Annotated in this window: 23 protein-coding genes; 1 reads left to right on the top strand and 22 read right to left on the bottom strand. The window is 71.4% G+C overall.

What is annotated here, in order from left to right:
- Positions 1-168: 168 nt before the first annotated feature.
- From coaBC to pyrR, 12 genes are all read right to left on the bottom strand, one after another.
- Positions 169-1371 (bottom strand): bifunctional phosphopantothenoylcysteine decarboxylase/phosphopantothenate--cysteine ligase CoaBC, encoded by a 1203-nt coding sequence (coaBC, locus tag ABZY20_RS28815; RefSeq protein WP_356445093.1) that lies wholly within the window; start codon positions 1369-1371, stop codon positions 169-171.
- A 115-nt stretch (positions 1372-1486) separates the two neighbouring features.
- Positions 1487-1759: a DNA-directed RNA polymerase subunit omega gene (rpoZ, locus tag ABZY20_RS28810; protein WP_003988945.1), complete on the bottom strand. Its 273-nt coding sequence runs from the start codon at positions 1757-1759 to the stop codon at positions 1487-1489.
- A 70-nt stretch (positions 1760-1829) separates the two neighbouring features.
- The gene (gene gmk, locus ABZY20_RS28805) at positions 1830-2423 is read right to left on the bottom strand and encodes a guanylate kinase (RefSeq protein WP_356445091.1); all 594 of its coding nucleotides are present in this window, start codon (positions 2421-2423) and stop codon (positions 1830-1832) included.
- Positions 2424-2482: 59 nt separating this feature from the next.
- Positions 2483-2806, bottom strand: coding sequence for an integration host factor (locus tag ABZY20_RS28800; RefSeq protein WP_003977346.1), 324 nt, complete (start codon positions 2804-2806; stop codon positions 2483-2485).
- 277 nt (positions 2807-3083) lie between these two features.
- A complete protein-coding gene (gene pyrF / locus ABZY20_RS28795) occupies positions 3084-3929 on the bottom strand; it encodes an orotidine-5'-phosphate decarboxylase (protein ID WP_356445088.1) in 846 nt (281 codons plus the stop codon).
- Positions 3926-5032 (bottom strand): quinone-dependent dihydroorotate dehydrogenase, encoded by a 1107-nt coding sequence (locus ABZY20_RS28790; RefSeq protein WP_356445087.1) that lies wholly within the window; start codon positions 5030-5032, stop codon positions 3926-3928. Before ABZY20_RS28790 ends, pyrF begins: the two co-directional genes overlap by 4 nt.
- 69 nt (positions 5033-5101) lie before the next feature.
- Positions 5102-8410 carry a carbamoyl-phosphate synthase large subunit gene (carB, locus tag ABZY20_RS28785; RefSeq protein ID WP_356445085.1) on the bottom strand — a complete coding sequence of 1103 codons (3309 nt, stop codon included), beginning with the start codon at positions 8408-8410 and terminating at the stop codon, positions 5102-5104.
- Positions 8403-9542 (bottom strand): glutamine-hydrolyzing carbamoyl-phosphate synthase small subunit, encoded by a 1140-nt coding sequence (gene carA / locus ABZY20_RS28780; RefSeq protein ID WP_356445083.1) that lies wholly within the window; start codon positions 9540-9542, stop codon positions 8403-8405. The genes carB and carA overlap by 8 nt, the downstream gene beginning before the upstream one ends.
- Positions 9539-10108 carry a hypothetical protein gene (locus ABZY20_RS28775; RefSeq protein ID WP_356445081.1) on the bottom strand — a complete coding sequence of 190 codons (570 nt, stop codon included), beginning with the start codon at positions 10106-10108 and terminating at the stop codon, positions 9539-9541. Before ABZY20_RS28775 ends, carA begins: the two co-directional genes overlap by 4 nt.
- Entirely contained in the window at positions 10105-11391 is a 1287-nt protein-coding gene (locus ABZY20_RS28770; protein WP_356445079.1) for a dihydroorotase, read from the bottom strand. Before ABZY20_RS28770 ends, ABZY20_RS28775 begins: the two co-directional genes overlap by 4 nt.
- Before the next feature lie 5 nt (positions 11392-11396).
- A complete protein-coding gene (locus ABZY20_RS28765; protein ID WP_356445077.1) occupies positions 11397-12425 on the bottom strand; it encodes an aspartate carbamoyltransferase catalytic subunit in 1029 nt (342 codons plus the stop codon).
- Between the two features lie 102 nt (positions 12426-12527).
- The gene (gene pyrR, locus ABZY20_RS28760; protein WP_356445075.1) at positions 12528-13094 is read right to left on the bottom strand and encodes a bifunctional pyr operon transcriptional regulator/uracil phosphoribosyltransferase PyrR; all 567 of its coding nucleotides are present in this window, start codon (positions 13092-13094) and stop codon (positions 12528-12530) included.
- A 267-nt stretch (positions 13095-13361) separates the two neighbouring features.
- Between pyrR and bldD the strand changes: the two genes are divergently transcribed.
- Positions 13362-13865 carry a transcriptional regulator BldD gene (gene bldD, locus ABZY20_RS28755; RefSeq protein ID WP_020938842.1) on the top strand — a complete coding sequence of 168 codons (504 nt, stop codon included), beginning with the start codon at positions 13362-13364 and terminating at the stop codon, positions 13863-13865.
- A gap of 218 nt (positions 13866-14083) precedes the next feature.
- Here the strand turns inward: bldD and nusB are convergent, their stop codons facing one another.
- The 10 genes from nusB to mltG all read right to left on the bottom strand — a co-directional run bounded on the left by nusB (position 14084) and on the right by mltG (position 23473).
- A complete protein-coding gene (gene nusB, locus ABZY20_RS28750) occupies positions 14084-14518 on the bottom strand; it encodes a transcription antitermination factor NusB (protein ID WP_356445072.1) in 435 nt (144 codons plus the stop codon).
- Between the two features lie 2 nt (positions 14519-14520).
- Entirely contained in the window at positions 14521-15087 is a 567-nt protein-coding gene (gene efp / locus ABZY20_RS28745) for an elongation factor P (RefSeq protein WP_070030057.1), read from the bottom strand.
- A gap of 49 nt (positions 15088-15136) precedes the next feature.
- Positions 15137-16246: an aminopeptidase P family protein gene (locus ABZY20_RS28740; RefSeq protein WP_356445070.1), complete on the bottom strand. Its 1110-nt coding sequence runs from the start codon at positions 16244-16246 to the stop codon at positions 15137-15139.
- Between the two features lie 300 nt (positions 16247-16546).
- Complete coding sequence (locus tag ABZY20_RS28735; RefSeq protein ID WP_356445067.1) at positions 16547-17380, bottom strand: Pro-rich N-terminal domain-containing protein; 834 nt, start codon at positions 17378-17380, stop codon at positions 16547-16549.
- A 162-nt stretch (positions 17381-17542) separates the two neighbouring features.
- Complete coding sequence (aroB, locus tag ABZY20_RS28730) at positions 17543-18634, bottom strand: 3-dehydroquinate synthase (RefSeq protein WP_356445065.1); 1092 nt, start codon at positions 18632-18634, stop codon at positions 17543-17545.
- The gene (locus ABZY20_RS28725) at positions 18631-19146 is read right to left on the bottom strand and encodes a shikimate kinase (protein ID WP_356445063.1); all 516 of its coding nucleotides are present in this window, start codon (positions 19144-19146) and stop codon (positions 18631-18633) included. The genes aroB and ABZY20_RS28725 overlap by 4 nt, the downstream gene beginning before the upstream one ends.
- Complete coding sequence (aroC, locus tag ABZY20_RS28720; RefSeq protein ID WP_356445061.1) at positions 19143-20327, bottom strand: chorismate synthase; 1185 nt, start codon at positions 20325-20327, stop codon at positions 19143-19145. Before aroC ends, ABZY20_RS28725 begins: the two co-directional genes overlap by 4 nt.
- 141 nt (positions 20328-20468) lie before the next feature.
- Complete coding sequence (locus ABZY20_RS28715) at positions 20469-20879, bottom strand: hypothetical protein (protein ID WP_356445059.1); 411 nt, start codon at positions 20877-20879, stop codon at positions 20469-20471.
- A 51-nt stretch (positions 20880-20930) separates the two neighbouring features.
- The gene (locus ABZY20_RS28710) at positions 20931-21758 is read right to left on the bottom strand and encodes a shikimate dehydrogenase (protein ID WP_356445057.1); all 828 of its coding nucleotides are present in this window, start codon (positions 21756-21758) and stop codon (positions 20931-20933) included.
- 11 nt (positions 21759-21769) lie between these two features.
- Positions 21770-23473, bottom strand: coding sequence for an endolytic transglycosylase MltG (gene mltG, locus ABZY20_RS28705; RefSeq protein WP_356445055.1), 1704 nt, complete (start codon positions 23471-23473; stop codon positions 21770-21772).
- Positions 23474-23562: the final 89 nt, after the last annotated feature.

Below are 23562 nucleotides of genomic sequence, written 5' to 3'. Positions count from 1 at the left end.
TCCGTGGAACAGTTTATCGGTCACGCTTCGGCCACGGCCCACCTGTCTCGCCACTCGGGAGCGCTGTGACCTGCGGCACGGGCATTCTGCCCAATGCCGAGCGACGTTGGCCAGAGGCGCCACGCCCGGATCGACCCGGTTTCAAGGGGGAGGCTCAAGAGCGGGCTGTCAGGGCAGCCGGTCGGCCACCAGGTCCCACACGGTTTCGGCCAGGGCTTCCTTGGGGCCGTGCGCCACGGGGGTCTCACTGCCGTCGGCGCCGAGCACCACGGCCTCGTTGTCCTCGGAGCCGAAGGTCTTGCGCTCCCCCACCTCGTTCACCACCAGCAGGTCGCAGCCCTTGCGCTTCAGCTTGGCGCGGCCGTTGGCGAGGACGTCGTCGGTCTCCGCGGCGAAGCCGACGACGACCTGCCCGGCGCGGGCGCGGTCGGCGGAGATCTCCGCGAGGATGTCCGGATTTCGCACCAGGGTGATCGGCTCCGGCTCCTGGTCGTCCTTCTTCTTGATCTTCCCGGCCGCGTAGGCGGCGGGGCGGAAGTCCGCGACCGCCGCGGCCATGACCACGGCGTCGGCGCCTGCGGCCGCCTTCAGGACCGCCTCGCGCAGCTGCACGGCCGTGCCGACCGGGATCACGTCCACGCCGGCGGGGTCCGGCAGGGCGCTGTTGGCGGCGATCAGGGTGACCCGGGCGCCGCGGGCGGCGGCGGTGCGGGCGAGGGCGTAGCCCTGCTTGCCGGAGGAGCGGTTGCCGAGGAAGCGGACGGGGTCCAGGGGCTCTCGGGTGCCGCCGGCGCTGACGACGACGTGCCGGCCCTTGAGGTCCGGCTCCCGCACGCCGCGGGCGAGCACCCGCCGGCAGACCTCGAAGATCTCGGCCGGGTCGGGCAGCCGGCCCTTGCCGGTGTCGACGCCGGTGAGGCGGCCCACGGCCGGTTCGATGACGAGGGCGCCGCGGCGGCGCAGCGTCGCCACGTTCTCCTGGGTGGCCGGGTGCTCCCACATCTCCGTGTGCATGGCGGGGGCGAAGACGACCGGGCAGCGGGCCGTGAGCAGGGTGTTGGTGAGGAGGTCGTCGGCGATGCCGTGGGCCGCCTTGGCGAGCATGTCGGCGGTGGCGGGGGCGACGACGACCAGGTCGGCGTGCTGGCCGATGCGGACGTGCGGCACCTCGTGGACGTCGTCCCAGACCTCGGTGGAGACCGGGTGCCCGGAGAGGGCGGACCAGGTGGCGGCTCCGACGAAGTGCAGCGCGGAGGCGGTGGGCACCACGCGCACGTCATGGCCCGACTCCGTCAGCCGCCGCAGCAGCTCACAGGCCTTGTACGCGGCGATCCCGCCACTGACCCCCAGAACGACCTTCGGCTTGTCCACCGTCTCTCCCCGAACCTCGGCAACCGGCACAGCCTACGACTCCATGACACACCACAGGCCCGGCAGAGGGCCTGCCGGGCCTGTGGAAAAGTCAGCGTCAAGCTGCTGATACTACTTACTGCGCCGGGCCCTCGACGGCCTCGGACGTCAGGAGCCCCGCGTTGATCTCCCGGAGGGCGATCGAGAGCGGCTTCTCGTGGACGTGGGTGTCGACGAGAGGACCGACGTACTCGAGGAGACCCTCGCCGAGCTGCGAGTAGTACGCGTTGATCTGGCGGGCCCGCTTGGCCGCGTAGATCACGAGGCTGTACTTCGAGTCGGTGGCCTCGAGGAGCTCGTCGATCGGCGGGTTGATGATGCCCTCGGGCGCGGAGATGGAAGAGGACACGCTCTACCTTCCGATGGATGGGAAAGATTCTGTCGGGATGATCAGCGAGGACCGGAACGATCAGCGATGGTCACACGACGTTCATCAAGGCTAGCAGCTCGCGTGCCACGTCCTCGACGGAGGTGTTGACCAGGGTCGTGTCGAACTCCGGTTCGGCGGCCAGTTCGATCTTCGCCGCCTGCAGCCTGCGCTCGATCACCTCGGGCGGTTCGGTGCCCCGCCCGGTGAGCCTGCGCACCAGTTCCTCCCAGGAGGGAGGGGCCAGGAACACCAGCTGGGCGTCGGGCATCGACTCCCGGACCAGCCGGGCGCCCTGCAGGTCGATCTCGAGGAGGACGGGCTCGCCCTTCTCCAGGCGTTCCTGCACAGCCCCGCGCGGCGTGCCGTAGCGGTTGCCGGCGAACTCGGCCCACTCCAGCAGCTCGCCGTTGGCGATCAGCTTGTCCATCTCGTCGTCGGTGACGAAGAAGTAGTGGACGCCGTGCTGCTCGCCGGGGCGCGGCTTGCGGGTCGTCGCCGACACCGAGAGCCAGACCTCGGGGTGTTCCTTGCGCATATGGGCGACGACCGTGCTCTTGCCGACCCCGGAAGGGCCGGAGAGCACGGTCAGCCGCGGACGTGCGTCCGGGGGTACGGGGGTCGTCCCCCGGGGTGTTACAGCCATGCAGCGATTATCCAGCAATCCCGGAGTGCCCGGGACTCACCGTCCCGGGCCGACCCGGTTCAGGAGCCGGTGCTGCCGAATTCGCGCTCCAGGGAGGCGATCTGGTTGGAACCGAGACCGCGCACCCGGCGGCTCTCGGAGATGCCGAGTCGCTCCATGATCTGCTTGGCGCGGACCTTGCCCACGCCCGGCAGCGACTCGAGGAGGGCGGAGACCTTCATCTTGCCGATGACGTCGTTCTCCTGGCCCTGCTTGATGACCTCGTGAAGGGAGGCGCCGGAGTGCTTGAGTCGATTCTTGACCTCGGCCCGCTCCCGGCGAGCCGCGGCGGCCTTTTCGAGCGCGGCTGCGCGCTGTTCAGGGGTAAGGGGCGGAAGAGCCACGCCTACGTCACCTCGGATGTCGAACTGTCGGATACGGACCGGTGAGGAACCTAGTCGCCCCACACCTGGGGAGCCACGAGCAACACACGCTTGCCCGCTCTCTCGTCGGAGACTAGCGGGCAAGTGCGCCAGAGTCAGCGAGAACAGCGGAAAAGTCCTGGTCAGCCTTCATCTGAACGGACATTTAGGACATACTGCCCCGGATTTGAGGATGTATTCAGACTCAGGCGGGCCCCGGACCACTCATCGGAGGTCTCGCGGTATGGTCTGGACCGCCTCACGAGGACGTCACGGCGTGCCGGATGTCCTCTGCGAAGCGTTCCGTCGCGTCACGCAGAGCGACCGCGTCGGGACCGTGGCGCAGCACGCCCCGGCTCACGTTCGGCACGACGTTGCGCACGGCCGTCCCGAAGACCGCCGGAAGATCGGCCGGGGTGGCCCCCTGCGCGCCGATGCCGGGCGCGAGGAGCGGGCCGTTGATGTCCAGGTCGTACGTCGACAGGTCACCGAGGGTGGCGCCGACGACCGCGCCGAAGGAGCCCAGCGGCTCCTCCCCCGCGTTCTCGGCGGCCAGGTGCGCGAGCATCGTCGCTCCGACGTTCCGGCCGTCGGCGCGCACGGCGTGCTGGACCTCGCCGCCCTCCGGGTTCGAGGTCAGCGCCAGCACGAACAGCCCGGCACCGCTCTCCCGGGCCAGCGCGACGGCCGGGCTGAGGGAGCCGTAGCCCAGGTAGGGCGAGACGGTCAGGGCGTCGGAGAACAGCGGCGCGTCCTTGTGCAGGAAGGACTCGGCGTAGGCGGCCATGGTCGAGCCGATGTCGCCGCGCTTGGCGTCCATCACGACCAGGGCGCCGGCCGCCCGGGCCTCGGCGACCGCCTTCTCCAGCACGGCCACGCCGCGCGAGCCGAAGCGCTCGAAGAACGCGCTCTGCGGCTTGAGCACGGCGACCCGGTCGGCGACCGCCTCGACGACCGTGCGGCTGAACCGCTCCAGGCCCGCGACGTCGTCGTTCAGGCCCCACTCGGCGAGCAGGGAGGCGTGCGGATCGATGCCGACGCACAGCGGGCCGCGCTCGTCCATGGCCCGGCGCAGACGCGCGCCGAAGGGTTCGAGACCACTCATGCCGTCTTCCTCACGTCGGCGCCCACCGCGTCGGCGAGCGTGGCGTACGGGCTGGTGCGCAGGCGCGCGGCGAGGCCCTTGTGGATCGCGCGGGCGTAGAACGGCCCCTCGTAGACGAACGCGCTGTAGCCCTGGACCAGCGTGGCACCGGCCAGGATGCGCTGCCAGGCGTCCTCGGCGCTCTCGATGCCGCCGACGCCGACCAGGGTGATGCGGTCGCCCACGCGCGCGTAGAGGCGCCGCAGGACCTCCAGGGAGCGTTCCTTCAGGGGCGCGCCGGAGAGGCCGCCGGTCTCCTGGACCAGGGCGGGGCCGGACTTCAGGCCGAGGCCCTCGCGCGCGATGGTGGTGTTGGTGGCGATGATCCCGTCCAGGCCGAGCTCCACGGCGAGGTCGGCGACGGCGTCGACGTCCTCGTCGGCGAGGTCCGGCGCGATCTTGACCAGCAGCGGGACGCGCCGCGCGGACGCCGAGCGGTCGGCGGCCTCGCGGACGGCGCTCAGCAGCGGGCGGAGCGCCTCCGTCGCCTGGAGGTTGCGCAGACCCGGCGTGTTCGGCGAGGAGACGTTGACGACCAGGTAGTCGGCGTACGGGGCGAGCCGCTCGGCGGACTTCACGTAGTCCGCGACGGCCTCCTCCTCCGGCACGACCTTGGTCTTGCCGATGTTGACGCCGACGACCGTCCTGAAGACGGGCGTACGGGAGGCCAGGCGGGCGGCGACCCGGAGCGAGCCGTCGTTGTTGAAGCCCATGCGGTTGATCAGCGCCCGGTCCTCGACGAGGCGGAACAGCCGCTGCTTGGGGTTGCCGGGCTGGGGCTCGCCGGTGACCGTGCCGATCTCGACGTGGTCGAAGCCCAGCATGGCCATGCCGTCGATGCCGACGGCGTTCTTGTCGAAGCCGGCCGCGAGCCCGAAGGGGCCGTGCATGCGCAGTCCCAGGGCCTCGGTGCGCAGCTCCTCGTGGCGGGGCGCGAGGGCGGCCGCGAGGAAGGTGCGCAGCACGGGGACGCGGGCGGCAAGGCGGATCCAGCGGAAGGCGAGGTGGTGGGCCTGCTCCGGGTCCAGCCGTTTGAAGACGAGACGGAAGAAGATCTTGTACATGGTGTCCTCACGAGGACGGGCGTCCTCACGAAGAGGGGGACACCGTTTCCGGTGTCCCCCTCGGGGCTGCTAGTCGCGGGCCGCGGTCAGGTGTTCCGCGTGTTCCTGGAGCGAGCGGACGCTCACGTCGCCGCGGTTGAGGGCGTCGATGCCCTGGACCGCCGCCGCGAGGGCCTGCACGGTGGTCAGGCAGGGCACGGAGCGTGCCACGGCCGCCGTGCGGATGTCGTAGCCGTCGAGGCGGCCGCCGGTGCCGTACGGGGTGTTGACGATGAGGTCGACCTCGCCGTCGTGGATGAGCTGGACGATGGTCTTCTCGCCGTTGGGGCCGGGGCCCTCGGACTGCTTGCGCACGACCGTGGCGTTGATGCCGTTGCGCTTGAGGACCTCGGCGGTGCCGGAGGTGGCGAGCAGCTCGAAGCCGTGCGCGACCAGCTCGCGGGCCGGGAAGATCATCGAGCGCTTGTCGCGGTTGGCGACCGAGATGAACGCGCGGCCCTTGGTGGGCAGCGGCCCGTAGGCGCCCGCCTGCGACTTGGCGTACGCCGTGCCGAAGACGGAGTCGATGCCCATGACCTCGCCGGTGGAGCGCATCTCCGGGCCGAGGACCGTGTCGACGCCGCGGCCGTGGATGTCGCGGAAGCGCGACCACGGCATGACGGCCTCCTTGACGGAGATCGGCGCGTCCAGCGGCAGCTCGCCGCCGTCGCCGTTCGCCGGGAGCAGGCCCTCGGCGCGCAGTTCGGCGATGGTCGCGCCCAGCGAGATCCGGGCGGCCGCCTTGGCCAGCGGCACCGCCGTCGCCTTCGAGGTGAAGGGGACGGTCCGGGAGGCGCGCGGGTTGGCCTCCAGGACGTAGAGGATGTCGCCCGCGAGCGCGAACTGGATGTTGATCAGGCCGCGTACGCCGACGCCCTTGGCGATGCCCTCCGTGGAGGCGCGCAGGCGCTTGATGTCGAAGCCGCCGAGGGTGATCGGGGGCAGGGCGCAGGCCGAGTCGCCGGAGTGGATGCCGGCCTCCTCGATGTGCTCCATGACGCCGCCGAGGTACAGCTCCTGGCCGTCGTAGAGGGCGTCGACGTCGATCTCGATGGCGTCGTCGAGGAAGCGGTCGACGAGCACCGGGCGGGTGGGGCTGATCTCGGTCGACTCGGCGATGTACGCCTCCAGGCGCGTCTCGTCGTAGACGATCTCCATGCCGCGTCCGCCGAGGACGTAGGAGGGGCGGACCAGGACCGGGTAGCCGATCTCGTCGGCGATGGCCTTGGCCTCGGCGAAGGTGGTGGCGGTGCCGTGCTTGGGGGCCGGCAGGCCCGCCTCCTTCAGCACCCGGCCGAAGGCGCCCCGGTCCTCGGCGGCGTGGATGGCCTCCGGGGAGGTGCCGACGATCGGCACGCCGTTGTCCTTCAGCGCCTGCGACAGGCCGAGCGGGGTCTGACCGCCGAGCTGGACGACGACGCCCGCGACGGGTCCGGCCTGCTGCTCGGCGTGGACGATCTCCAGCACGTCCTCCAGCGTCAGCGGCTCGAAGTACAGGCGGTCGGAGGTGTCGTAGTCCGTGGAGACGGTCTCCGGGTTGCAGTTGACCATCACCGTCTCGTAGCCCGCGTCGCTCAGCGCGAAGGAGGCGTGGACGCAGGAGTAGTCGAACTCGATGCCCTGGCCGATGCGGTTCGGGCCGGAGCCCAGGATGATGACGGCCGGCTTCTCGCGCGGCGCGACCTCGGTCTCCTCGTCGTAGGAGGAGTAGAAGTACGGCGTCTTCGCGGCGAACTCGGCGGCGCAGGTGTCGACCGTCTTGTAGACCGGGCGGATGCCCAGCGCGTGCCTCACCTCGCGGACGACGTCCTCGCGCAGGCCGCGGATCTCGCCGATCTGCTGGTCGGAGAAGCCGTGCCGCTTGGCCTCGGCGAACAGGTCGGCGGTCAGCTCGGGCGCCCCGGCCAGCTCGTCGGCGATCTCCTTGATCAGGAAGAGCTGGTCGACGAACCAGGGGTCGATCTTCGTGTAGTCGAAGACCTCCTCGGGCGTGGCACCGGCGCGGATCGCCTGCATGACGGTGTTGATGCGGCCGTCGGTGGGGCGGACGGCCTGCTCCAGCAGCTGCGTCTTGTCGCCCGGGTCGCCGACGAAGGTGAACTGGCTGCCCTTCTTCTCCAGCGAGCGCAGCGCCTTCTGGAAGGCCTCGGTGAAGTTGCGGCCGATGGCCATGGCCTCGCCGACCGACTTCATGGTGGTGGTGAGGGTGGAGTCGGCGCTGGGGAACTTCTCGAAGGCGAACCGCGGGGCCTTCACGACCACGTAGTCGAGCGTCGGCTCGAAGGAGGCCGGGGTCTCCTGCGTGATGTCGTTCGGGATCTCGTCCAGCGTGTAGCCGACGGCGAGCTTGGCGGCGATCTTGGCGATCGGGAAGCCGGTCGCCTTGGAGGCCAGGGCCGAGGAGCGGGACACGCGCGGGTTCATCTCGATGACGATGACCCGGCCGTCGGCGGGGTTGACCGCGAACTGGATGTTGCAGCCGCCGGTGTCGACGCCGACCTCGCGGATGATCGCGATGCCGACGTCGCGCAGCACCTGGTACTCGCGGTCGGTCAGCGTCATCGCGGGAGCGACGGTGATCGAGTCGCCGGTGTGCACGCCCATGGGGTCGAAGTTCTCGATGGAGCAGACGACCACGACGTTGTCGTGCTTGTCGCGCATCAGCTCCAGCTCGTACTCCTTCCAGCCGAGGATGGACTCCTCCAGGAGCACCTCGGTGGTCGGCGAGAGGGTGAGGCCCTGCCCGGCGATGCGGCGCAGCTCCTCCTCGTCGTGCGCGAAGCCGGAGCCGGCGCCGCCCATGGTGAAGGAGGGGCGCACGACGACCGGGTAGCCGCCGAGCTCCTCGACGCCCTTGAGGACGTCGTCCATGGAGTGGCAGATGTAGGACCGGGCGGACTCGCCGTGCCCGATCTTCTTGCGGACCTCCTCCACGACCTCCTTGAACAGGTCGCGGTCCTCGCCCTTGTGGATCGCCTCCACGTTGGCGCCGATCAGCTCGACGCCGTACTTGTCGAGGACGCCGTTCTCGTGCAGCGAGATGGCGGTGTTGAGGGCCGTCTGGCCGCCCAGGGTGGGCAGCAGCGCGTCGGGCCGCTCCTTGGCGATGATCTTCTCGACGAACTCGGGGGTGATCGGCTCGACGTACGTGGCGTCGGCGATCTCCGGGTCGGTCATGATCGTCGCCGGGTTGGAGTTCACCAGGACGACCCGCAGGCCCTCGGCCTTCAGGACACGGCACGCCTGGGTGCCGGAGTAGTCGAACTCGGCGGCCTGGCCGATGACGATCGGGCCGGAGCCGATGACCAGGACGGACTGGATATCGGTGCGCTTAGGCACGCTGGCCCTCCATCAGGGAAACGAAGCGGTCGAACAGGTAGGCGGCGTCGTGCGGGCCGGCTGCCGCTTCGGGGTGGTACTGGACGCTGAAGGCGGGGCGGTCGAGGAGCTGCAGCCCCTCCACCACGTTGTCGTTCAGGCAGACGTGCGACACCTCGGCGCGGCCGAACGGGGTCTCGGAGACCTGGTCGAGCGGGGCGTCGACGGCGAAGCCGTGGTTGTGCGCGGTGACCTCGACCTTGCCGGTCGTACGGTCCTGCACCGGCTGGTTGATGCCGCGGTGGCCGTACTTCAGCTTGTAGGTGCCGAAGCCGAGGGCGCGGCCGAGGATCTGGTTGCCGAAGCAGATGCCGAACAGCGGGGTGCTCCGCTCCAGGACGCCCCGCATGACGGAGACGGCGTGGTCGGCGGTGGCCGGGTCGCCCGGGCCGTTGGAGAAGAACACGCCGTCCGGGTTCACCGCGTAGACGTCGTCGACGGTGGCGGTGGCCGGCAGGACGTGCACCTCGATGCCGCGCTCGGCCATGCGGTGCGGGGTCATGCCCTTGATGCCGAGGTCGACGGCGGCGACGGTGAACTTCTTCTCACCGATCGCGGGCACGACGTACGGCTCGGTGGTGGCGACCTCGGCGGAGAGGTTCGCGCCCTTCATCTGCGGTGCTTCCTGCACGCGGGCGAGGAGCGCGCTGTCGTCCTGGACGGCGTCGCCGCTGAAGATGCCCACGCGCATGGCGCCGCGCTCGCGCAGGTGGCGGGTGAGGGCGCGGGTGTCGATGCCGGAGATCCCGACGACGCCCTGCGCGGCCAGCTCCTCGTCCAGCGTGCGCCGGGAGCGCCAGCTGGAGGGCACGCGCGCGGGGTCGCGCACGACGTAGCCGGAGACCCAGATGCGCCGGGACTCCATGTCCTCGTCGTTGACGCCGGTGTTGCCGACGTGCGGGGCGGTCATCACCACGACCTGGCGGTGGTACGAGGGGTCGGTGAGGGTCTCCTGGTAGCCGGTCATGCCGGTGGAGAACACCGCTTCGCCGAAGGTCTCCCCCACGGCCCCGTAGGCACGGCCGCGGAAGACCCGGCCGTCCTCCAGGACGAGTACGGCGGGAGTTTTGGCTCCCCTGGTGGAGGTGGTCATCGTTCGGCGCCTTCCGTGCTGTTCGTTTCGATCATGGTGGTGAGGGCTTCGACCCACTCGTTGTGCTCGGCCGCGTGGTCGGAGCGGAAGCCGGAGTCGATCAGCCGGTCGCCGTGCGCCCAGGTGACGACCAGCAGGCCGCCCTCGGTGAGCACCTTGCCGGCGATGCCCTTGTCGAGCCGGGCCTCGCGCAGGGCGGCGGCCGGGACGAAGAAGTCGTTCGCCCCCGGGCGTACGACGTCCAGGCCGGCGTCCGTCAGCGTGAGCTCGGCGCGGCTGCGGGTGCCCAGGCCGTGGGCGACGATCCGGTCGAGCCACTGCCCGGCGGTGGTGGAGCCGTGGTAGCGGCCGGTCAGGGTCAGGCGCGCCGGGCCCGGGTCGTCCGGGGTGACGGGCAGCTCGGGCAGGTCGCCCTGGAGGGTGCCGCGCCACTTCCAGCCCTCGCGCATCAGCCAGTAGACGAGCGCGACGAAGAGGGCGAGGCCGACGACCCAGCCGATGCGGGCGGCCCAGTCGGTCACTTCCGCCGATTCCTTCCCGGCGGCCAGCAGGATTACAGGTGTCACGTGAGCTTCCCGTCGACGAGCGTGGCCTTGCCCCGCAGCCACGTGTGCGTCACACGGCCCGGCAGCTCGCGGCCCTCGTAGGGGGTGTTGCGGCTGCGCGAGGCGAAGCCCGCGGGTTCCACGAGCCCACGGTATGCCGTGTCGACCAGGGTGAGGTTGGCGGGCTCACCTGCCGAGACGGGACGGCCGTGGCCCGTGGCCTGTCCGATCTGCGCGGGCTTGAAGGACATGCGGTCGGCGACGCCGGCCCAGTCCAGCAGGCCCGTGTCGACCATCGTCTCCTGCACCACCGACAGCGCGGTCTCCAGGCCGACCATGCCCATGGCGGCCGCGGCCCACTCGCAGTCCTTGTCCTCGTGCGGGTGCGGGGCGTGGTCGGTGGCGACGATGTCGATCGTGCCGTCGGCGAGCGCCTCGCGCAGGGCCATCACGTCGCGCTCGGTGCGCAGCGGCGGGTTGACCTTGTAGACGGGGTTGTAGGAGCGGACCAGTTCGTCGGTGAGGAGCAGGTGGTGCGGAGTGACCTCGGCGGTGACCTGGATGCCGCGGGACTTGGCCCAGCGGACGATCTCGACGGACCCGGCGGTCGACAGGTGGCAGATGTGGACGCGGGAGCCGACGTGCTCGGCGAGCAGGACGTCCCGGGCGATGATCGACTCCTCGGCGACCGCGGGCCAGCCCCCGAGGCCCAGCTCGGCGGAGACGACGCCCTCGTTCATCTGGGCGCCCTCGGTGAGCCGCGGCTCCTGCGCGTGCTGCGCGATGACGCCGCCGAAGGCCTTCACGTACTCCAGGGCCCGGCGCATGATCACGGCGTCGTGGACGCACTTGCCGTCGTCGGAGAAGACGGTGACGCCGGCGGCCGACTCGTGCATGGCGCCCAGCTCGGCGAGCTTCCTGCCGTCGAGGCCGACGGTGACGGCGCCGATGGGCTGCACGTCGCAGTAGCCGTGCTCCTTGCCGAGCCGCCAGACCTGCTCGACCACGCCGGCGGTGTCGGCGACCGGGAAGGTGTTGGCCATGGCGAAGACGGTGGTGTAGCCGCCGGAGGCGGCGGCCCGGGTGCCGGTGAGGACGGTCTCGGAGTCCTCGCGGCCGGGCTCGCGCAGGTGGGTGTGCAGGTCGACCAGGCCCGGCAGCAGCACCTTGCCGCCGGCCTCCACGACCTCGGCGCCCTCGGCGGACAGCCCGCTGCCCACCTCGGCGACGGTCCCGCCGTCGATCAGCACGTCCTGCGGCTCGCCGCCGAGCACCTTCGCACCACGGATCAGGGTCTTGCTCATCTGTCTTACTTCTCCTCGGCCGCAGAAGGGGTGTGCGCGGAGCGCTCGCTGGAAGGGTGGTGGTGGGCGACGGGCGGGCGGGTGACGGCGGGCTCGTTTCCACCGAGCAGCAGGTACAGGACGGCCATGCGGATGGAGACGCCGTTGGCGACCTGCTCGACGACCGTGCAGCGGTCGGAGTCGGCGACCTCGGCGGTGATCTCCATGCCGCGGACCATCGGGCCGGGGTGCATCACGATGGCGTGCTCGGGCATCCGCGCCATGCGCTCGCCGTCGAGGCCGTAGCGCCGGGAGTACTCGCGCTCGGTCGGGAAGAACGCGGCGTTCATGCGCTCGCGCTGGACGCGCAGCATCATCACCGCGTCGGACTTGGGCAGCGTGCTGTCGAGGTCGTAGGAGACCTCGCAGGGCCAGGTCTCGATGCCGACCGGCAGCAGGGTCGGCGGGGCGACCAGGGTGACCTCGGCGCCGAGGGTGTGCAGCAGGTCAACGTTGGAGCGGGCGACGCGGCTGTGCAGCACGTCGCCGACGATCGTGATGCGCCTGCCCGCCAGGTCCTGGCCGAGTCCGGCGTCGTGGCCGACCAGGCGGCGGCGCATGGTGAAGGCGTCCAGCAGGGCCTGGGTGGGGTGCTGGTGGGTGCCGTCGCCGGCGTTGACGACGGCCGCGTCGATCCAGCCGGAGTTCGCCAGGCGGTAGGGGGCTCCGGAGGCGCCGTGCCGGATGACCACGGCGTCGACGCCCATGGCCTCCAGGGTCTGGGCGGTGTCCTTCAGGGACTCGCCCTTGGAGACGCTGGAGCCCTTGGCGGAGAAGTTGATCACGTCCGCGGACAGCCGCTTCTCGGCGGCCTCGAAGGAGATCCGGGTGCGGGTGGAGTCCTCGAAGAAGAGGTTGACGATCGTGCGGCCGCGCAGGGTCGGCAGCTTCTTGATCGGCCGGTCGGCGACCCGGGCCATCTCCTCGGCGGTGTCGAGGATCAGGACGGCGTCGTCGCGGGTGAGGTCGGCGGCCGAGATGAGATGACGCTGCATCTGTCAGGCTCCGTAAGGCAGTTCAAACGGGAGATTCGGGGCAGACGGGCGCGCGCGAGCGCGCACTGAGCCGGCGTACGACGGCGGCGTACGCCTGAGGCGCTACTGGGCGGCCGGCTTGGCGCCGAGCAGCACGGTGTCGCGACCGTCCTCCTCGGCGAGCTGGACCTTGACCGTCTCCCGCAGCGACGTGGGGAGGTTCTTTCCGACGTAGTCGGCGCGGATGGGCAGTTCGCGGTGGCCGCGGTCGACGAGGACGGCGAGCTGCACCGCGCGCGGGCGCCCGATGTCGTTCAGCGCGTCGAGGGCGGCGCGGATGGTGCGGCCGGAGAAGAGCACGTCGTCGACGAGGACGACGAGCTTGCCGTCGATGCCGTCACCGGGGATCTCGGTGCGGGCCAGCGCACGCGGCGGGTGCATGCGCAGGTCGTCGCGGTACATGGTGATGTCGAGCGAACCGCACGGAACCTTGCGCTCGGTGATCTGCTCGAGCTTGTCGGCGATCCGCCGGGCGAGGAAGACGCCCCGGGTCGGGATGCCGAGGAGGACCACGTCGTCGGCGCCCTTGGCGCGTTCGACGATCTCGTGGGCGATGCGGGTCAGCACCCGCGCGATGTCGGGCCCTTCGAGAACGGGCCGGGCATCGGACTGCGTGTCGTGCGTGTCCATACGAAACGGACCTCCTTCTCCGCCTCACGGGACGGACCTTAAAGGACGTCGGGATGTGCGCCATCCACCGTAGCAGGCCCCCGGGATCGCCCGAACGGCCCCCTCGGATCACCCGTTCGGCCCAGCGCCGCGTCGATACCACGGAAGAGTCGGTGCGGACCATTCGGCTTGACGCAGCAGAGTAACGCTGCGTAACCTCACAGTGAGTTACCAGCCGCGCGGCACGGCAACACTGCCGGCCGCGTCGACACAGTGCCGGGGAGCTATATGTCCAGCGAATACGCCAAACAGCTCGGGGCCAAGCTCCGGGCGATCCGCACCCAGCAGGGCCTTTCCCTCCACGGTGTCGAGGAGAAGTCCCAGGGACGCTGGAAGGCGGTCGTGGTCGGTTCGTACGAGCGCGGCGACCGTGCCGTGACCGTGCAGCGCCTTGCCGAGCTGGCGGATTTCTACGGCGTTCCGGTGCAGGAGCTGCTTCCGGGCACCACCCCGGGCGGCGCCGCCGAGCCGCCGCCGAAGCTGGTCCTCGACCTGGAGCGGCTGGCCACGGTGCCGGCCGAGAAGGCGGGCCCCCTGCAGCGCTACGCGGCCACGATCCAGTCGCAGCGCGGTGACTACAACGGCAAGGTGCTCTCCATCCGCCAGGACGACCTGCGCACACTCGCCGTCATCTACGACCAGTCGCCCTCGGTGCTCACCGAGCAGCTGATCAGCTGGGGCGTCCTGGACGCGGACGCGCGCCGCGCGGTCGCGACCCACGAGGACGCCTGACCGCTCGGCGGTCACAGCAGAAACGTGCCGCCGGGGTGGCCGGAACCATCGGGTTCCGGCCACCCCGGCGCCGTTGTGCGGGCCTGGCGGCGACCGAGCGTACAGGGACCGCCGGGGACGCCGGAGGGCCCGCAGCGTGGGTGCTGCGGGCCCTCCGGCGTTCTGTCGTGCTCCGGCCTTCGTCGCCGGCCTCCAGAGGGCCGTCCCGGGCCTGGTCCTCAGGCCTCGTCGCGGCGGAGCGAGGGCTTGAGTTCCTTCAGCCGGCCGAGCAGGCCGTTCACGAACGAGGGCGACTCGTCCGTGGAGAACTCCTTCGCGAGCTGCACCATCTCGTCCAGGACGACGGCGTCCGGCGTGCCATCGACCCAGATCAGCTCGTAGGCGCCGAGGCGCAGGATGTTCCGGTCGACGACGGGCATCCGGTCGAGCGTCCAGCCGACCGAGTACTGGGCGATGAGCTCGTCGATGCGCTTCGCGTGCTTCGCGTAGCCCTCGACCAGCTCCATCGTGTACTCGCTCACCGGCGGCTGCCGGGTGTCGGCCCGGGAGAGCCGGACCCAGTCCGCGAGGACCGTCAGCACCTCGGCGCCGCGCTGGTCTCCCTCGAAGAGGATCTGGAAGGCGCGCTTGCGGGCCGTGTTGCGGGCAGCCACGGTTAGCTGTTCACCCGGCCGAGGTAGTCGCTGGTGCGGGTGTCGACCTTGATCTTCTCACCGGTGGTGATGAAGAGCGGGACCTGGATCTGGTGGCCGGTCTCCAGGGTGGCGGGCTTGGTGCCACCGGTGGAGCGGTCGCCCTGGACGCCCGGCTCGGTCTCCTGGACGGTCAGCTCGACGGCGGCCGGCAGCTCCACGAAGAGCACCTCGCCCTCGTGCTGGGCCACGGTGGCCGTGAAGCCCTCGATGAGGAAGTTGGCCGCGTCGCCGACGGCCTTGCGGTCGACCATGAGCTGGTCGTAGGTCTCCATGTCCATGAAGACGAAGTAGTCGCCGTCCATGTAGGAGAACTGCATGTCGCGCTTGTCGACGGTGGCCGTTTCGACCTTGACGCCGGCGTTGAAGGTCTTGTCGACGACCTTGCCGGAGAGCACGTTCTTGAGCTTGGTGCGCACGAAGGCCGGGCCCTTGCCGGGCTTGACGTGCTGGAACTCGACGACGGACCAGAGCTGGCCGCCTTCGAGCTTGAGCACCATGCCGTTCTTGAGGTCGTTCGTGGAAGCCACGGTTGCGGAATCTCCTGGACTGACGTACGACCCCGGGGCACGCACCTGCCTACAGGGCGAGCAGCTCCTTGGTCGTGATGGTGAGTAGCTCGGGTCCGCCGTCCGCCTCGGGGCGGACGACGAGCGTGTCATCGATCCTGACACCGCCCCGGCCCGGGAGGTGGACCCCCGGTTCGACGGTGACCGGCACGCAAGCGTCCAGTTTACCCATGGCCGCGGGGCCCAATTGAGGGTCCTCGTCGATTTCGAGTCCGACCCCGTGTCCGGTCAGGGCCGTGAGGCCCTCCTTGTACCCCGCGGAGTCCAGGACCTGGCGTGCGGCGCGGTCGACGTCGCGGCAGGCCACGCCGGGTACGAGGCTCTCCCGGCCGGCCCGCTGCGCGGCGAAGACCAGGTCGTACAGCTCGATCTGCCAGTCCGCGGGTGCGGTGCCGATGACGAAGGTGCGGCCGATCTCGCAGCGGTAGCCGCGGTAGGTCGCGCCGAGGCAGACGGAGAGGAAGTCGCCCTCCTCCACGCGGCGGTCGGTGGGGCGGTTGCCCGGGCGGCCGGCGTGGGGGCCGGTGGCGACGGAGGTCGGGAAGGCCGGTCCGTCCGCCCCGTGGTCGACGAGGCGCCTTTCCAGTTCCAGGGCGAGGTGGCGCTCGGTGCGGCCGACGAGGATGGACTCCAGCAGTTCGCCGAGGGCCTGGTCGGCGATCTCGGCGCCGATGCGGATGCAGGAGATCTCCTCCTCGTCCTTGACGACGCGGAGTTGCTCGACCGCGTGGCCGAGGTTGGTGAGGCGCAGGCCGGGGGCGACCGAGTGCAGGGCTCGGTGCCGGGCGACGGTGAGGTGGTGCTCCTCGACGGCCAGGGAGTCGGCGCCCTGGCCCTTGGCGGTGTCGGCCGCGGCCACGGCCGGGTCGCCGCCGCCGGAACCCGGCAGGGTCAGTACGCGCAGGTTCTCGTCGGGGCGCTCCTGGGCGGGGCGCTCCGCGTCCGGTCCGGCGCGGACGAGGAGGTCTTCTGTCTTGCCCAGCAGCAGGACGGCGCCGTGCGGGGCGGCGCCCGCGAGATAGCGGACGTTGGCGGGGCGGGAGACGAGCGCCGCCGCGCTGCCGCCCGCGTTGCAGTATTCCCTCAGGCGCGTCCGGCGGGCCGCGTACACCTCTGACATGACCCGAGCCTACGAGCGCTGGGGGGATGTCGCCGGTCGGGTGGGGCCGAGTGGGGGTGACTGGGGGTGGGCCGGGGGTGGGGTCGGGAACGGTGGGGCGGTGAGGGCTGGTGCGCCTGTTGTGGGCCGAGGGCGTGGCGGTGCGGCGAGTCCTCCGCGGGGCGCGCCCCGCAGCGCGCTGCCGGGCTTGTGCCGATGGAGACCGGCTGATCGGCGGGCTGCGCCGCACCGGCACGCCCCGCGCGCTGCGCCGGCGGCTGCGGCCTCGCCGTACTCCCCGTGCCGGGCGGGCTCCCGGCGTCACCAGGCCGGCGGGCTCGCTATCGATCGTGCCAGGACTTCGTCCAGGACCCTCGCCGTCTCGGGGACGTCCAGCTGGGAGTTGTCGATGATGGGCAGGCCCGAGCCGTACCAGCCGGCCATGCGGCCGTGGATGCGGGCGACCTCCTCGTCGGTCAGCCGGCGGTTGCCCGAGCGCTCCGCGTTGCGCTCCAGGACGATGTCCAGTCCGGGCAGGAGGACGACCGGCAGCAGGCCGGGGCCCACGTGGCGCTTCCAGCCGCCGAGGCCGACGACCGGGCGGTCGGGGAAGACCGCGTCGTCGAGGACGCAGGAGATGCCGTTGGCCAGGAAGTTGCGCGCGGCGAAGCCGCAGGTGCGGCGGGCGAGGCGGTACTGGGCCTCGCTGTTGTCGTTCCAGCCGGACTGGGGGTCGGCGAATCCGGAGCGGACCCATTCGCGTACGTCGTCGAGGCTGATGTGCGCGGTGGGGACGCGGCGGTGGTCCGCCCAGTACTTGGCGACGCTGGTCTTGCCCGCGCCCGCGGGGCCGATCAGCAGCACCGCGAGCGTCGTGCCCGTGGGGTCCAGGGCCGTCGGGGCGCTCGGCACGGCGACCGGGCCGCCCGGCGGCAGCGGGACGTGGCCGGTGGTCTCCGGGGCGGGGGGAACGTGCCCCTGCGGGAGCGGTGCGGGAGGGGGCGCGGGATAGCCCGGCGCCGGGGGCGGCGGGGGCACCGGCGCGGGGCCCTGGTGGTGCGGACCCGGGTGGTGTGCGGCCGGCGACCAGCCGGCGGCCGGTCCGTGCCCCGACTGGTGGGGCGGCGGCAGCGGAGAACCCACTGCGTGCTGCATCCGGTGCCACTCCGTCTCGTACAGGCGATGGGCGCTGACAGCGGGGCGGAACCCGCTGGTACCGAACGGTACCGCCCCCGGTCGTCGATGTGTGAACGGCCGGGGGCGGTCCGAAGTGCCCGCCCCGCGAGGCGATTTCGGGCGGAAGGCGCGCTGCGGGACTTACTGCCCGACCTCGCCGTACGCGGCGAGCAGCACGGCCGGGTCGGGGCCTTCCAGGACGGTGGGCTTGGCCAGGCCGTCGAGGACGATGAAGCGCAGCAGGTCGCCGCGGGACTTCTTGTCGACCTTCATGGTCTCCAGCAGCTTGGGCCACTGGTCGTGCCGGTAGTGCAGGGGCAGCCCGACCGATTCGAGGATGGTGCGGTGGCGGTCGGCCGTCGCGTCGTCCAGCCTGCCCGCCAGGCGGCCGAGTTCGGCGGCGAAGTGCATGCCGACCGAGACGGCCGCGCCGTGGCGCCACTTGTAGCGCTCGTTCTTCTCGATGGCGTGGCCGAGCGTGTGGCCGTAGTTGAGGATCTCCCGCAGGCCCGACTCCTTCAGGTCCGAGGAGACGACGTCGGCCTTGACCCGGATGGAGCGCTCGATGAGCTCGGCGGTGTGCGGCCCTGCCGGGGTGCGGGCGGCCTCGGGATCGGACTCGATGAGGTCCAGGATCACCGGGTCGGCGATGAAGCCGGCCTTGATGACCTCGGCGAGGCCGGAGACGTAGTCGTTGACCGGGAGGGAGTCCAGCGCGGCCAGGTCGCACAGGACCCCGGCGGGCGGGTGGAAGGCGCCCACCAGGTTCTTGCCCTCGGCGGTGTTGATGCCGGTCTTGCCGCCGACGGCCGCGTCGACCATGGCGAGGACGGTGGTGGGGATGGCGATCCAGCGCACCCCGCGCAGCCAGGTCGCGGCCACGAAACCGGCCAGGTCCGTGGTCGCGCCGCCGCCGACGCCGACGATGACGTCGGTGCGGGTGAAGCCGGACTGGCCGAGCGCCTTCCAGCAGTAGGCGGCGACCTCGGCGGTCTTGGCCTCCTCGGCGTTGGGCACCTGGATGGCGACCACCTCGTAGCCCTGCTCGGCCAGGTCGGCGCGCAGCGCGTCGCCGGTCTCGGCCAGGGCCTCGGGGTGGACGATCGCGACCCGCTTGGCCTTGTCGCCGATCAGTCCGCCGAGCTCGCCGAGGAGCCGGCGGCCCACCAGGACCTCGTAGGGGTCGGTGCCCGCGGTGCCGCCGATCCGGATCCGCGTCACTGCCTCGCTCATGCTTCCTTCAACTCCAGTGCGTCCAGGGCGGCTTGGGTGACCTCTTCGGGGGTGCGGCCGTCGGTGGCGACCACGGCCGTGGCGACCTCCTCGTAGAGGTGCCGGCGGGCCTCCATCAGCTCGCGCCACTGCTTGCGCGGGTTGACCGCGAGCAGGGGGCGGGCCGCGTTGAGGCCGGTGCGCTTGACCGCCTCCTCGACGTCCATCGACAGGTAGACCACCCGCTGCCCGGCGAGCAGCACACGCGTGCCGGGGTCGAGGATCGCTCCGCCGCCGAGCGCCAGGACGCCGTCGTGCTCGGCGAGCGCCCGCCGCACGGCCGCCTTCTCGACGGCCCGGAAGGCGGGCTCGCCGTCGTCGACGAAGATCTCGGCGATGGTCCGGTTCTGCTCGGCGACGATGTCGTCGTCGGTGTCCCGGTAGGAGACGCCGAGCCGTTCGGCCAGCAACTGCCCCACGGTGGACTTGCCCACGCCCATCGGGCCGACCAGGACGACCAGCGGCCCGCTCATCGGATGGCGAGGTTGTCGAGGTACGAGGTGACGTTGCGGCGGGTCTCGGTCACCGAGTCGCCGCCGAACTTCTCGGCCACCGCGTCGGCGAGGACGAGGGCCACCATGGCCTCGGCGACGATGCCGGCGGCCGGGACCGCGGAGACGTCGGAGCGCTGGTGGTGGGCCTGCGCGGCCTCGCCCGTGGTGACGTCCACGGTCTGCAGGGCGCGCGGGACGGTCGCGATGGGCTTCATCGCGGCGCGCACGCGCAGCAGTTCACCGGTGGTCAGGCCGCCCTCGGTGCCGCCGGAGCGGCCGGAGGTGCGCCGGATGCCCTCGTCGGTCTTCACGATCTCGTCGTGGGCCTGGGAGCCCGGGACGCGCGCCAGCTCGAAGCCGTCGCCGATCTCGACGCCCTTGATCGCCTGGATGCCCATGAGCGCGCCGGCCAGCCGGGCGTCGAGCTTGCGGTCCCAGTGCACGTGCGAACCGAGGCCGACGGGCACGCCGTAGGCGAGGATCTCGACGACGCCGCCCAGGGTGTCGCCGTCCTTGTGGGCCTGGTCGATCTCGGCGACCATCGCCTTCGACGCGTCCGCGTCCAGGCAGCGCACCGGGTCCGCGTCCAGCTTCTCCACATCGGCCGGCGTCGGGTACACGCCCTTCGGCGCCTTGGCGGCGGCCAGCTCGACGACATGGCTGACGATCTCGATGCCGGTGGTCTCCTTCAGGTACGACCGGGCCACCGCGCCCAGCGCCACCCGGGCGGCGGTCTCACGCGCCGAGGCCCGCTCCAGCACCGGCCGGGCCTCGTCGAAGCCGTACTTCTGCATACCGGCGAGGTCGGCGTGGCCGGGCCGCGGGCGGGTCAGCGGGGCGTTGCGGGCGAGACCGGCGAGAACGTCCGGGTCGACCGGGTCGGCCGCCATGACCTGCTCCCACTTCGGCCACTCGGTGTTGCCCACCATGATCGCGACCGGGGAGCCGAGGCTCAGGCCGTGCCGGACGCCGCCCAGGAAGGTGACCTCGTCACGCTCGAACTTCATGCGCGCACCGCGTCCATAGCCGAGCCGGCGCCGGGCCAGGTGGTCCGCCACCATGTCCGTGGTGATCGGTACGCCGGCGGGAAGTCCCTCCAGCGTCGCGACGAGTGCGGGACCGTGGGACTCCCCCGCGGTCAGCCAGCGCAACCTGCTCAACGGTGCTCCTCAGTGCTCGCGCCCTGGTACTGCCCGGCGTACGCACCTGATCGCGTACGGCGACGGCCCGACCGGGTGCGCGGCCCGGTCCGCCTCATCCGATCCTCCCACGTCCGGGCCGTCCGCCCGGTGGGCGGTCCATCAAGCGGACGCGTTCGCGGACGGACCCTCACCCGGGCGCCGCTGCGGCGCGTACGCCCCCAGGAGGTCGGCACCGCTGGGCTGCGGCGCGGGCTGCGCCTGCTGCGGGGCGTACGCGCCGAGGTGGTCGGCCCCGCTGCCCTGCTGAGGCTGCGGCTGCGGCTGCGGCGCGTACTGCCCCAGGTGGTCGGCCCCGCGCCCCTGCCCGTACCGGGCCGCCGCGTGAACCGGCTGCCCGGTGCGGACGGCGCGACGGTAAGCGATCTTCCGCTTGATTTTGACGGCCCAGGACACGACGACGGCGAGCACGATCAGCGCGAGCACCGTGATCTGCACCCAGTCGGGCAGGAACCCCAGCACGGCGTCGAATATCTGGGTCTTGACCGATGCCTGGGTCAGGCCTGCGGACATGACGTGGTCTCCCCTCCCCTGTTCCGCCCCCTGCGGAACCGAGAGCGGATCCTAGCGGTCGGCGAGCGCCGTCTCGCCCGCTTTTCGCATGGCGTCCAGGGGCGCCGGGGCCAGCCCCGTCATCTGCTCCACCTGCAGCACGGCCTGGTGCACCAGCAGGTCGAGACCGCTGACCACAGCGCCGCCGTGCGCCGACCAGCGGGCGGCGAGGGCGGTCGGCCAGGGGTCGTAGAGCACGTCGAAGAGGGCCGCCGGCCGCTCCGGGACGGACCGGGCGAGGGCGTCGGTGACGCCTGCGGGCGTGGTGCTGATCACCAGGGGCGCGCGCAGGGCCCGCCCGGCGTCCGCCCAGTCCGCGACGCGCACCGCGACGCCCAGCCGCTCGGCCCACCGCCGCATCTCGGCTGCCCGGGCCTCGCTGCGCACATAGGCGGTGATCTCGCCCGGGCAGATCCGGGCCAGCGCGGCCAGCGCGGAGGACGCGGTGGCACCGGCGCCGAGGATCGCGGCGGACTCGGCCTTGTCGATGCCGTGCTCGCGCAGCGCGGCCACCATGCCGGGGATGTCGGTGTTGTCGCCGGTCGCGCGGCCGTCCTCGGTGAAGACGACCGTGTTGACCGCGTCGACCGAGGCGGCGGTGTCGCTGATCCCGTCGAGCAGCGGGATCACGGCCCGCTTCAGCGGCATGGTGAGCGACAGCCCCGCCCACTCGGCGCCGAGCGTCCGGAAGAAGCCGGGCAGCCCTTCCTCGTCGACCTCGAACCTGTCGTACGTCCAGCCGGCCAGGCCGAGTTCGCGGTAGGCGGCGCGGTGCAGGACCGGGGAGAGCGAGTGGGCGATCGGGGAGCCGAGTACGGCGGCCCGGCGTGGTGCGGCCATCGAAGGTTTCCTCAGTTGTTCCGCGAGGCGTTGAACTGGTCGACCAGCTTCTGGTGGTCGGCGTTCGTCTTCGTGAACTTGCTGGTCTTGCCGTCGAGCGAGATGAAGTAGTACCAGCCCTCGTCCGTCGGATCGAGTGCGCCCTTGATGGCGTCCTCGCCCGGGTTGTCGATCGGACCGGGCGGCAGCCCCTTGTGGAAGTACGTGTTGTACGGGTTGTCGTACGTGCGCAGTTCGCTGAGGCTCAGGTCGATCTTGCTCTGGTTCTTGATGTAGTTGTAGGTGGAGTCGAACTCCAGCATCCCGTTGGTCTGCGGGTTGCCCGCCTTCATCCGGTTGTAGACGACCTCGGCCATCTTGCGGAAGTCGTCGTGGCTGGTGCCCTCGGCCTGGACCAGGCTGGCGATGGTGACCAGCTGCCAGGGGTCCTCGAGTCCGAGGCTCTCCGCCTTCTCCACCACGCCGAGCTTCTCGTACGTCTGGCTGGCCCGCTTCACCATCTGCTTCAGGACGTCCGCGGGCTTCTGCCCCTCGCTCACGCCGTAGCTGGAGGGGTAGAGGAAGCCTTCCAGCGGGTCCTTGACGTTCGCGTGGCCCTGCGCCCAGCTCGGCAGGCCGAGCTTCTTGTAGTCCTTCTTGGCGACCGCGGCGGTGGTGCCCTCCTCGACCTTCAGCCGCTTGTCGATGAGGCGGTAGATGTCGGCGTTGCGCTTGCCCTCGGCGATGATCAGGTTGTCGCGGCTCTCGGGGCTGAGCATCAGGTCGACCGCGCTGGCGGCCGACATGTGCTTCTGCAGCGTGTAGACACCGGCCTGGATGTTCCGGCCGTCGGGGTGGCCGGCCTGGGCCGAGACGAAGGCGTCCACGCTCTTGACGACACCGGCGGCCTTCAGCGCCCGGCCGATGGCGTAGCCGTCGGAGCCCTCGGGGATCTCGACGGACACCTCCTGCCCGCTGCCGTCGCCCGCGAAGTCCGGGGCGTCGCCGAAACGATCCTGGAAGAACTGGTAGCCGAAGTAGCTGACGCCCACCAGACCGCCGCCGAGGACCAGCACGACGACCAGGCAGGCCATGCCGTTGCGCCGCTTCTTCGGCTTGCCGCCGCGTCCGCGCTTGTCCTCGCGTCCGCGCCGGCCGTCCGGCTCGTCGTCCTCGTCGTCGTCCCCGCCCGCGAAGAAGGCGTGTTCGCCCTGGTCGGGGCCGGGGTCCCAGTCGGTCTCCGGTTCGGGAGCGGCCTCGCGGCGGCTCTGCGGCCCGGCGGGCGGATACGCCTCGGGCGTGCCGTAGTAGTCCTGCCGGCCCTCGTCGTAGGAGCCGGACTGCTGCCCGTAGGGGTCCGGGGAATCGCCCGGGTACGGCACCTGCTGGTGGGCGCCGGTGCTCCAGCCGCCGTCGTCGTACTGCTGCTGGTGGTACCCCTGGTCCTGCGGGTGCCCGTGGCCCTGCTGTCCGGGGTACTGCTGATGCCCTTGGTGCTGTGCCGCGTACTGCTGCTGGTCGTACGGGTACTGCTGCGCCTGACCGTAGCCGGGCTGCTCACCGGTGCCCCAGTCGCCGTACTGCGGCTGCGGCTGCTGCGGATAGTGCTGCGGCTGGCCGTCGTAGGGGGACTGCTGACCCTGGTGGGCCTGCTGGCCTCTCCATCCGCCGTCCCCGTACAACGGGTCCTCCGGATGCCACGGTTCGGAGCCTGGGCCCCGGCCATACTCAGTCATCGATCCCCTAGAGCCGCGAGGCGGCGGTCGCGGCTCGCTTCCGGCTCCGCTCCCGTTCCGCCTCTTGCTGTGCGGTGGCTGTTCGAACG

It is taken from the genome of Streptomyces sp. NPDC006624, assembly GCF_040611555.1.
In the GTDB taxonomy this organism is placed as follows: Bacteria; Actinomycetota; Actinomycetes; order Streptomycetales; family Streptomycetaceae; genus Streptomyces.
This window is presented reverse-complemented; position numbering and strand designations above follow the sequence as displayed.

What these genes read in the sequence shown, in the direction of transcription:
- gmk (WP_356445091.1), bottom strand. Translation starts at nt 2,423, where the DNA reads ATGGCTGTAACACCCCGGGGGACGACCCCCGTACCCCCGGACGCACGT.
- pyrF (WP_356445088.1), bottom strand. Translation starts at nt 3,929, where the DNA reads ATGAGTGGTCTCGAACCCTTCGGCGCGCGTCTGCGCCGGGCCATGGAC.
- ABZY20_RS28790 (WP_356445087.1), bottom strand. Translation starts at nt 5,032, where the DNA reads ATGTACAAGATCTTCTTCCGTCTCGTCTTCAAACGGCTGGACCCGGAG.
- carA (WP_356445083.1), bottom strand. Translation starts at nt 9,542, where the DNA reads ATGACCACCTCCACCAGGGGAGCCAAAACTCCCGCCGTACTCGTCCTG.
- ABZY20_RS28770 (WP_356445079.1), bottom strand. Translation starts at nt 11,391, where the DNA reads ATGAGCAAGACCCTGATCCGTGGTGCGAAGGTGCTCGGCGGCGAGCCG.
- ABZY20_RS28765 (WP_356445077.1), bottom strand. Translation starts at nt 12,425, where the DNA reads ATGCAGCGTCATCTCATCTCGGCCGCCGACCTCACCCGCGACGACGCC.
- pyrR (WP_356445075.1), bottom strand. Translation starts at nt 13,094, where the DNA reads ATGGACACGCACGACACGCAGTCCGATGCCCGGCCCGTTCTCGAAGGG.
- bldD (WP_020938842.1), top strand. Translation starts at nt 13,362, where the DNA reads ATGTCCAGCGAATACGCCAAACAGCTCGGGGCCAAGCTCCGGGCGATC.
- ABZY20_RS28740 (WP_356445070.1), bottom strand. Translation starts at nt 16,246, where the DNA reads ATGTCAGAGGTGTACGCGGCCCGCCGGACGCGCCTGAGGGAATACTGC.
- ABZY20_RS28735 (WP_356445067.1), bottom strand. Translation starts at nt 17,380, where the DNA reads ATGCAGCACGCAGTGGGTTCTCCGCTGCCGCCGCCCCACCAGTCGGGG.
- aroB (WP_356445065.1), bottom strand. Translation starts at nt 18,634, where the DNA reads ATGAGCGAGGCAGTGACGCGGATCCGGATCGGCGGCACCGCGGGCACC.
- ABZY20_RS28725 (WP_356445063.1), bottom strand. Translation starts at nt 19,146, where the DNA reads ATGAGCGGGCCGCTGGTCGTCCTGGTCGGCCCGATGGGCGTGGGCAAG.
- ABZY20_RS28715 (WP_356445059.1), bottom strand. Translation starts at nt 20,879, where the DNA reads ATGTCCGCAGGCCTGACCCAGGCATCGGTCAAGACCCAGATATTCGAC.
- ABZY20_RS28710 (WP_356445057.1), bottom strand. Translation starts at nt 21,758, where the DNA reads ATGGCCGCACCACGCCGGGCCGCCGTACTCGGCTCCCCGATCGCCCAC.
- mltG (WP_356445055.1), bottom strand. Translation starts at nt 23,473, where the DNA reads ATGACTGAGTATGGCCGGGGCCCAGGCTCCGAACCGTGGCATCCGGAG.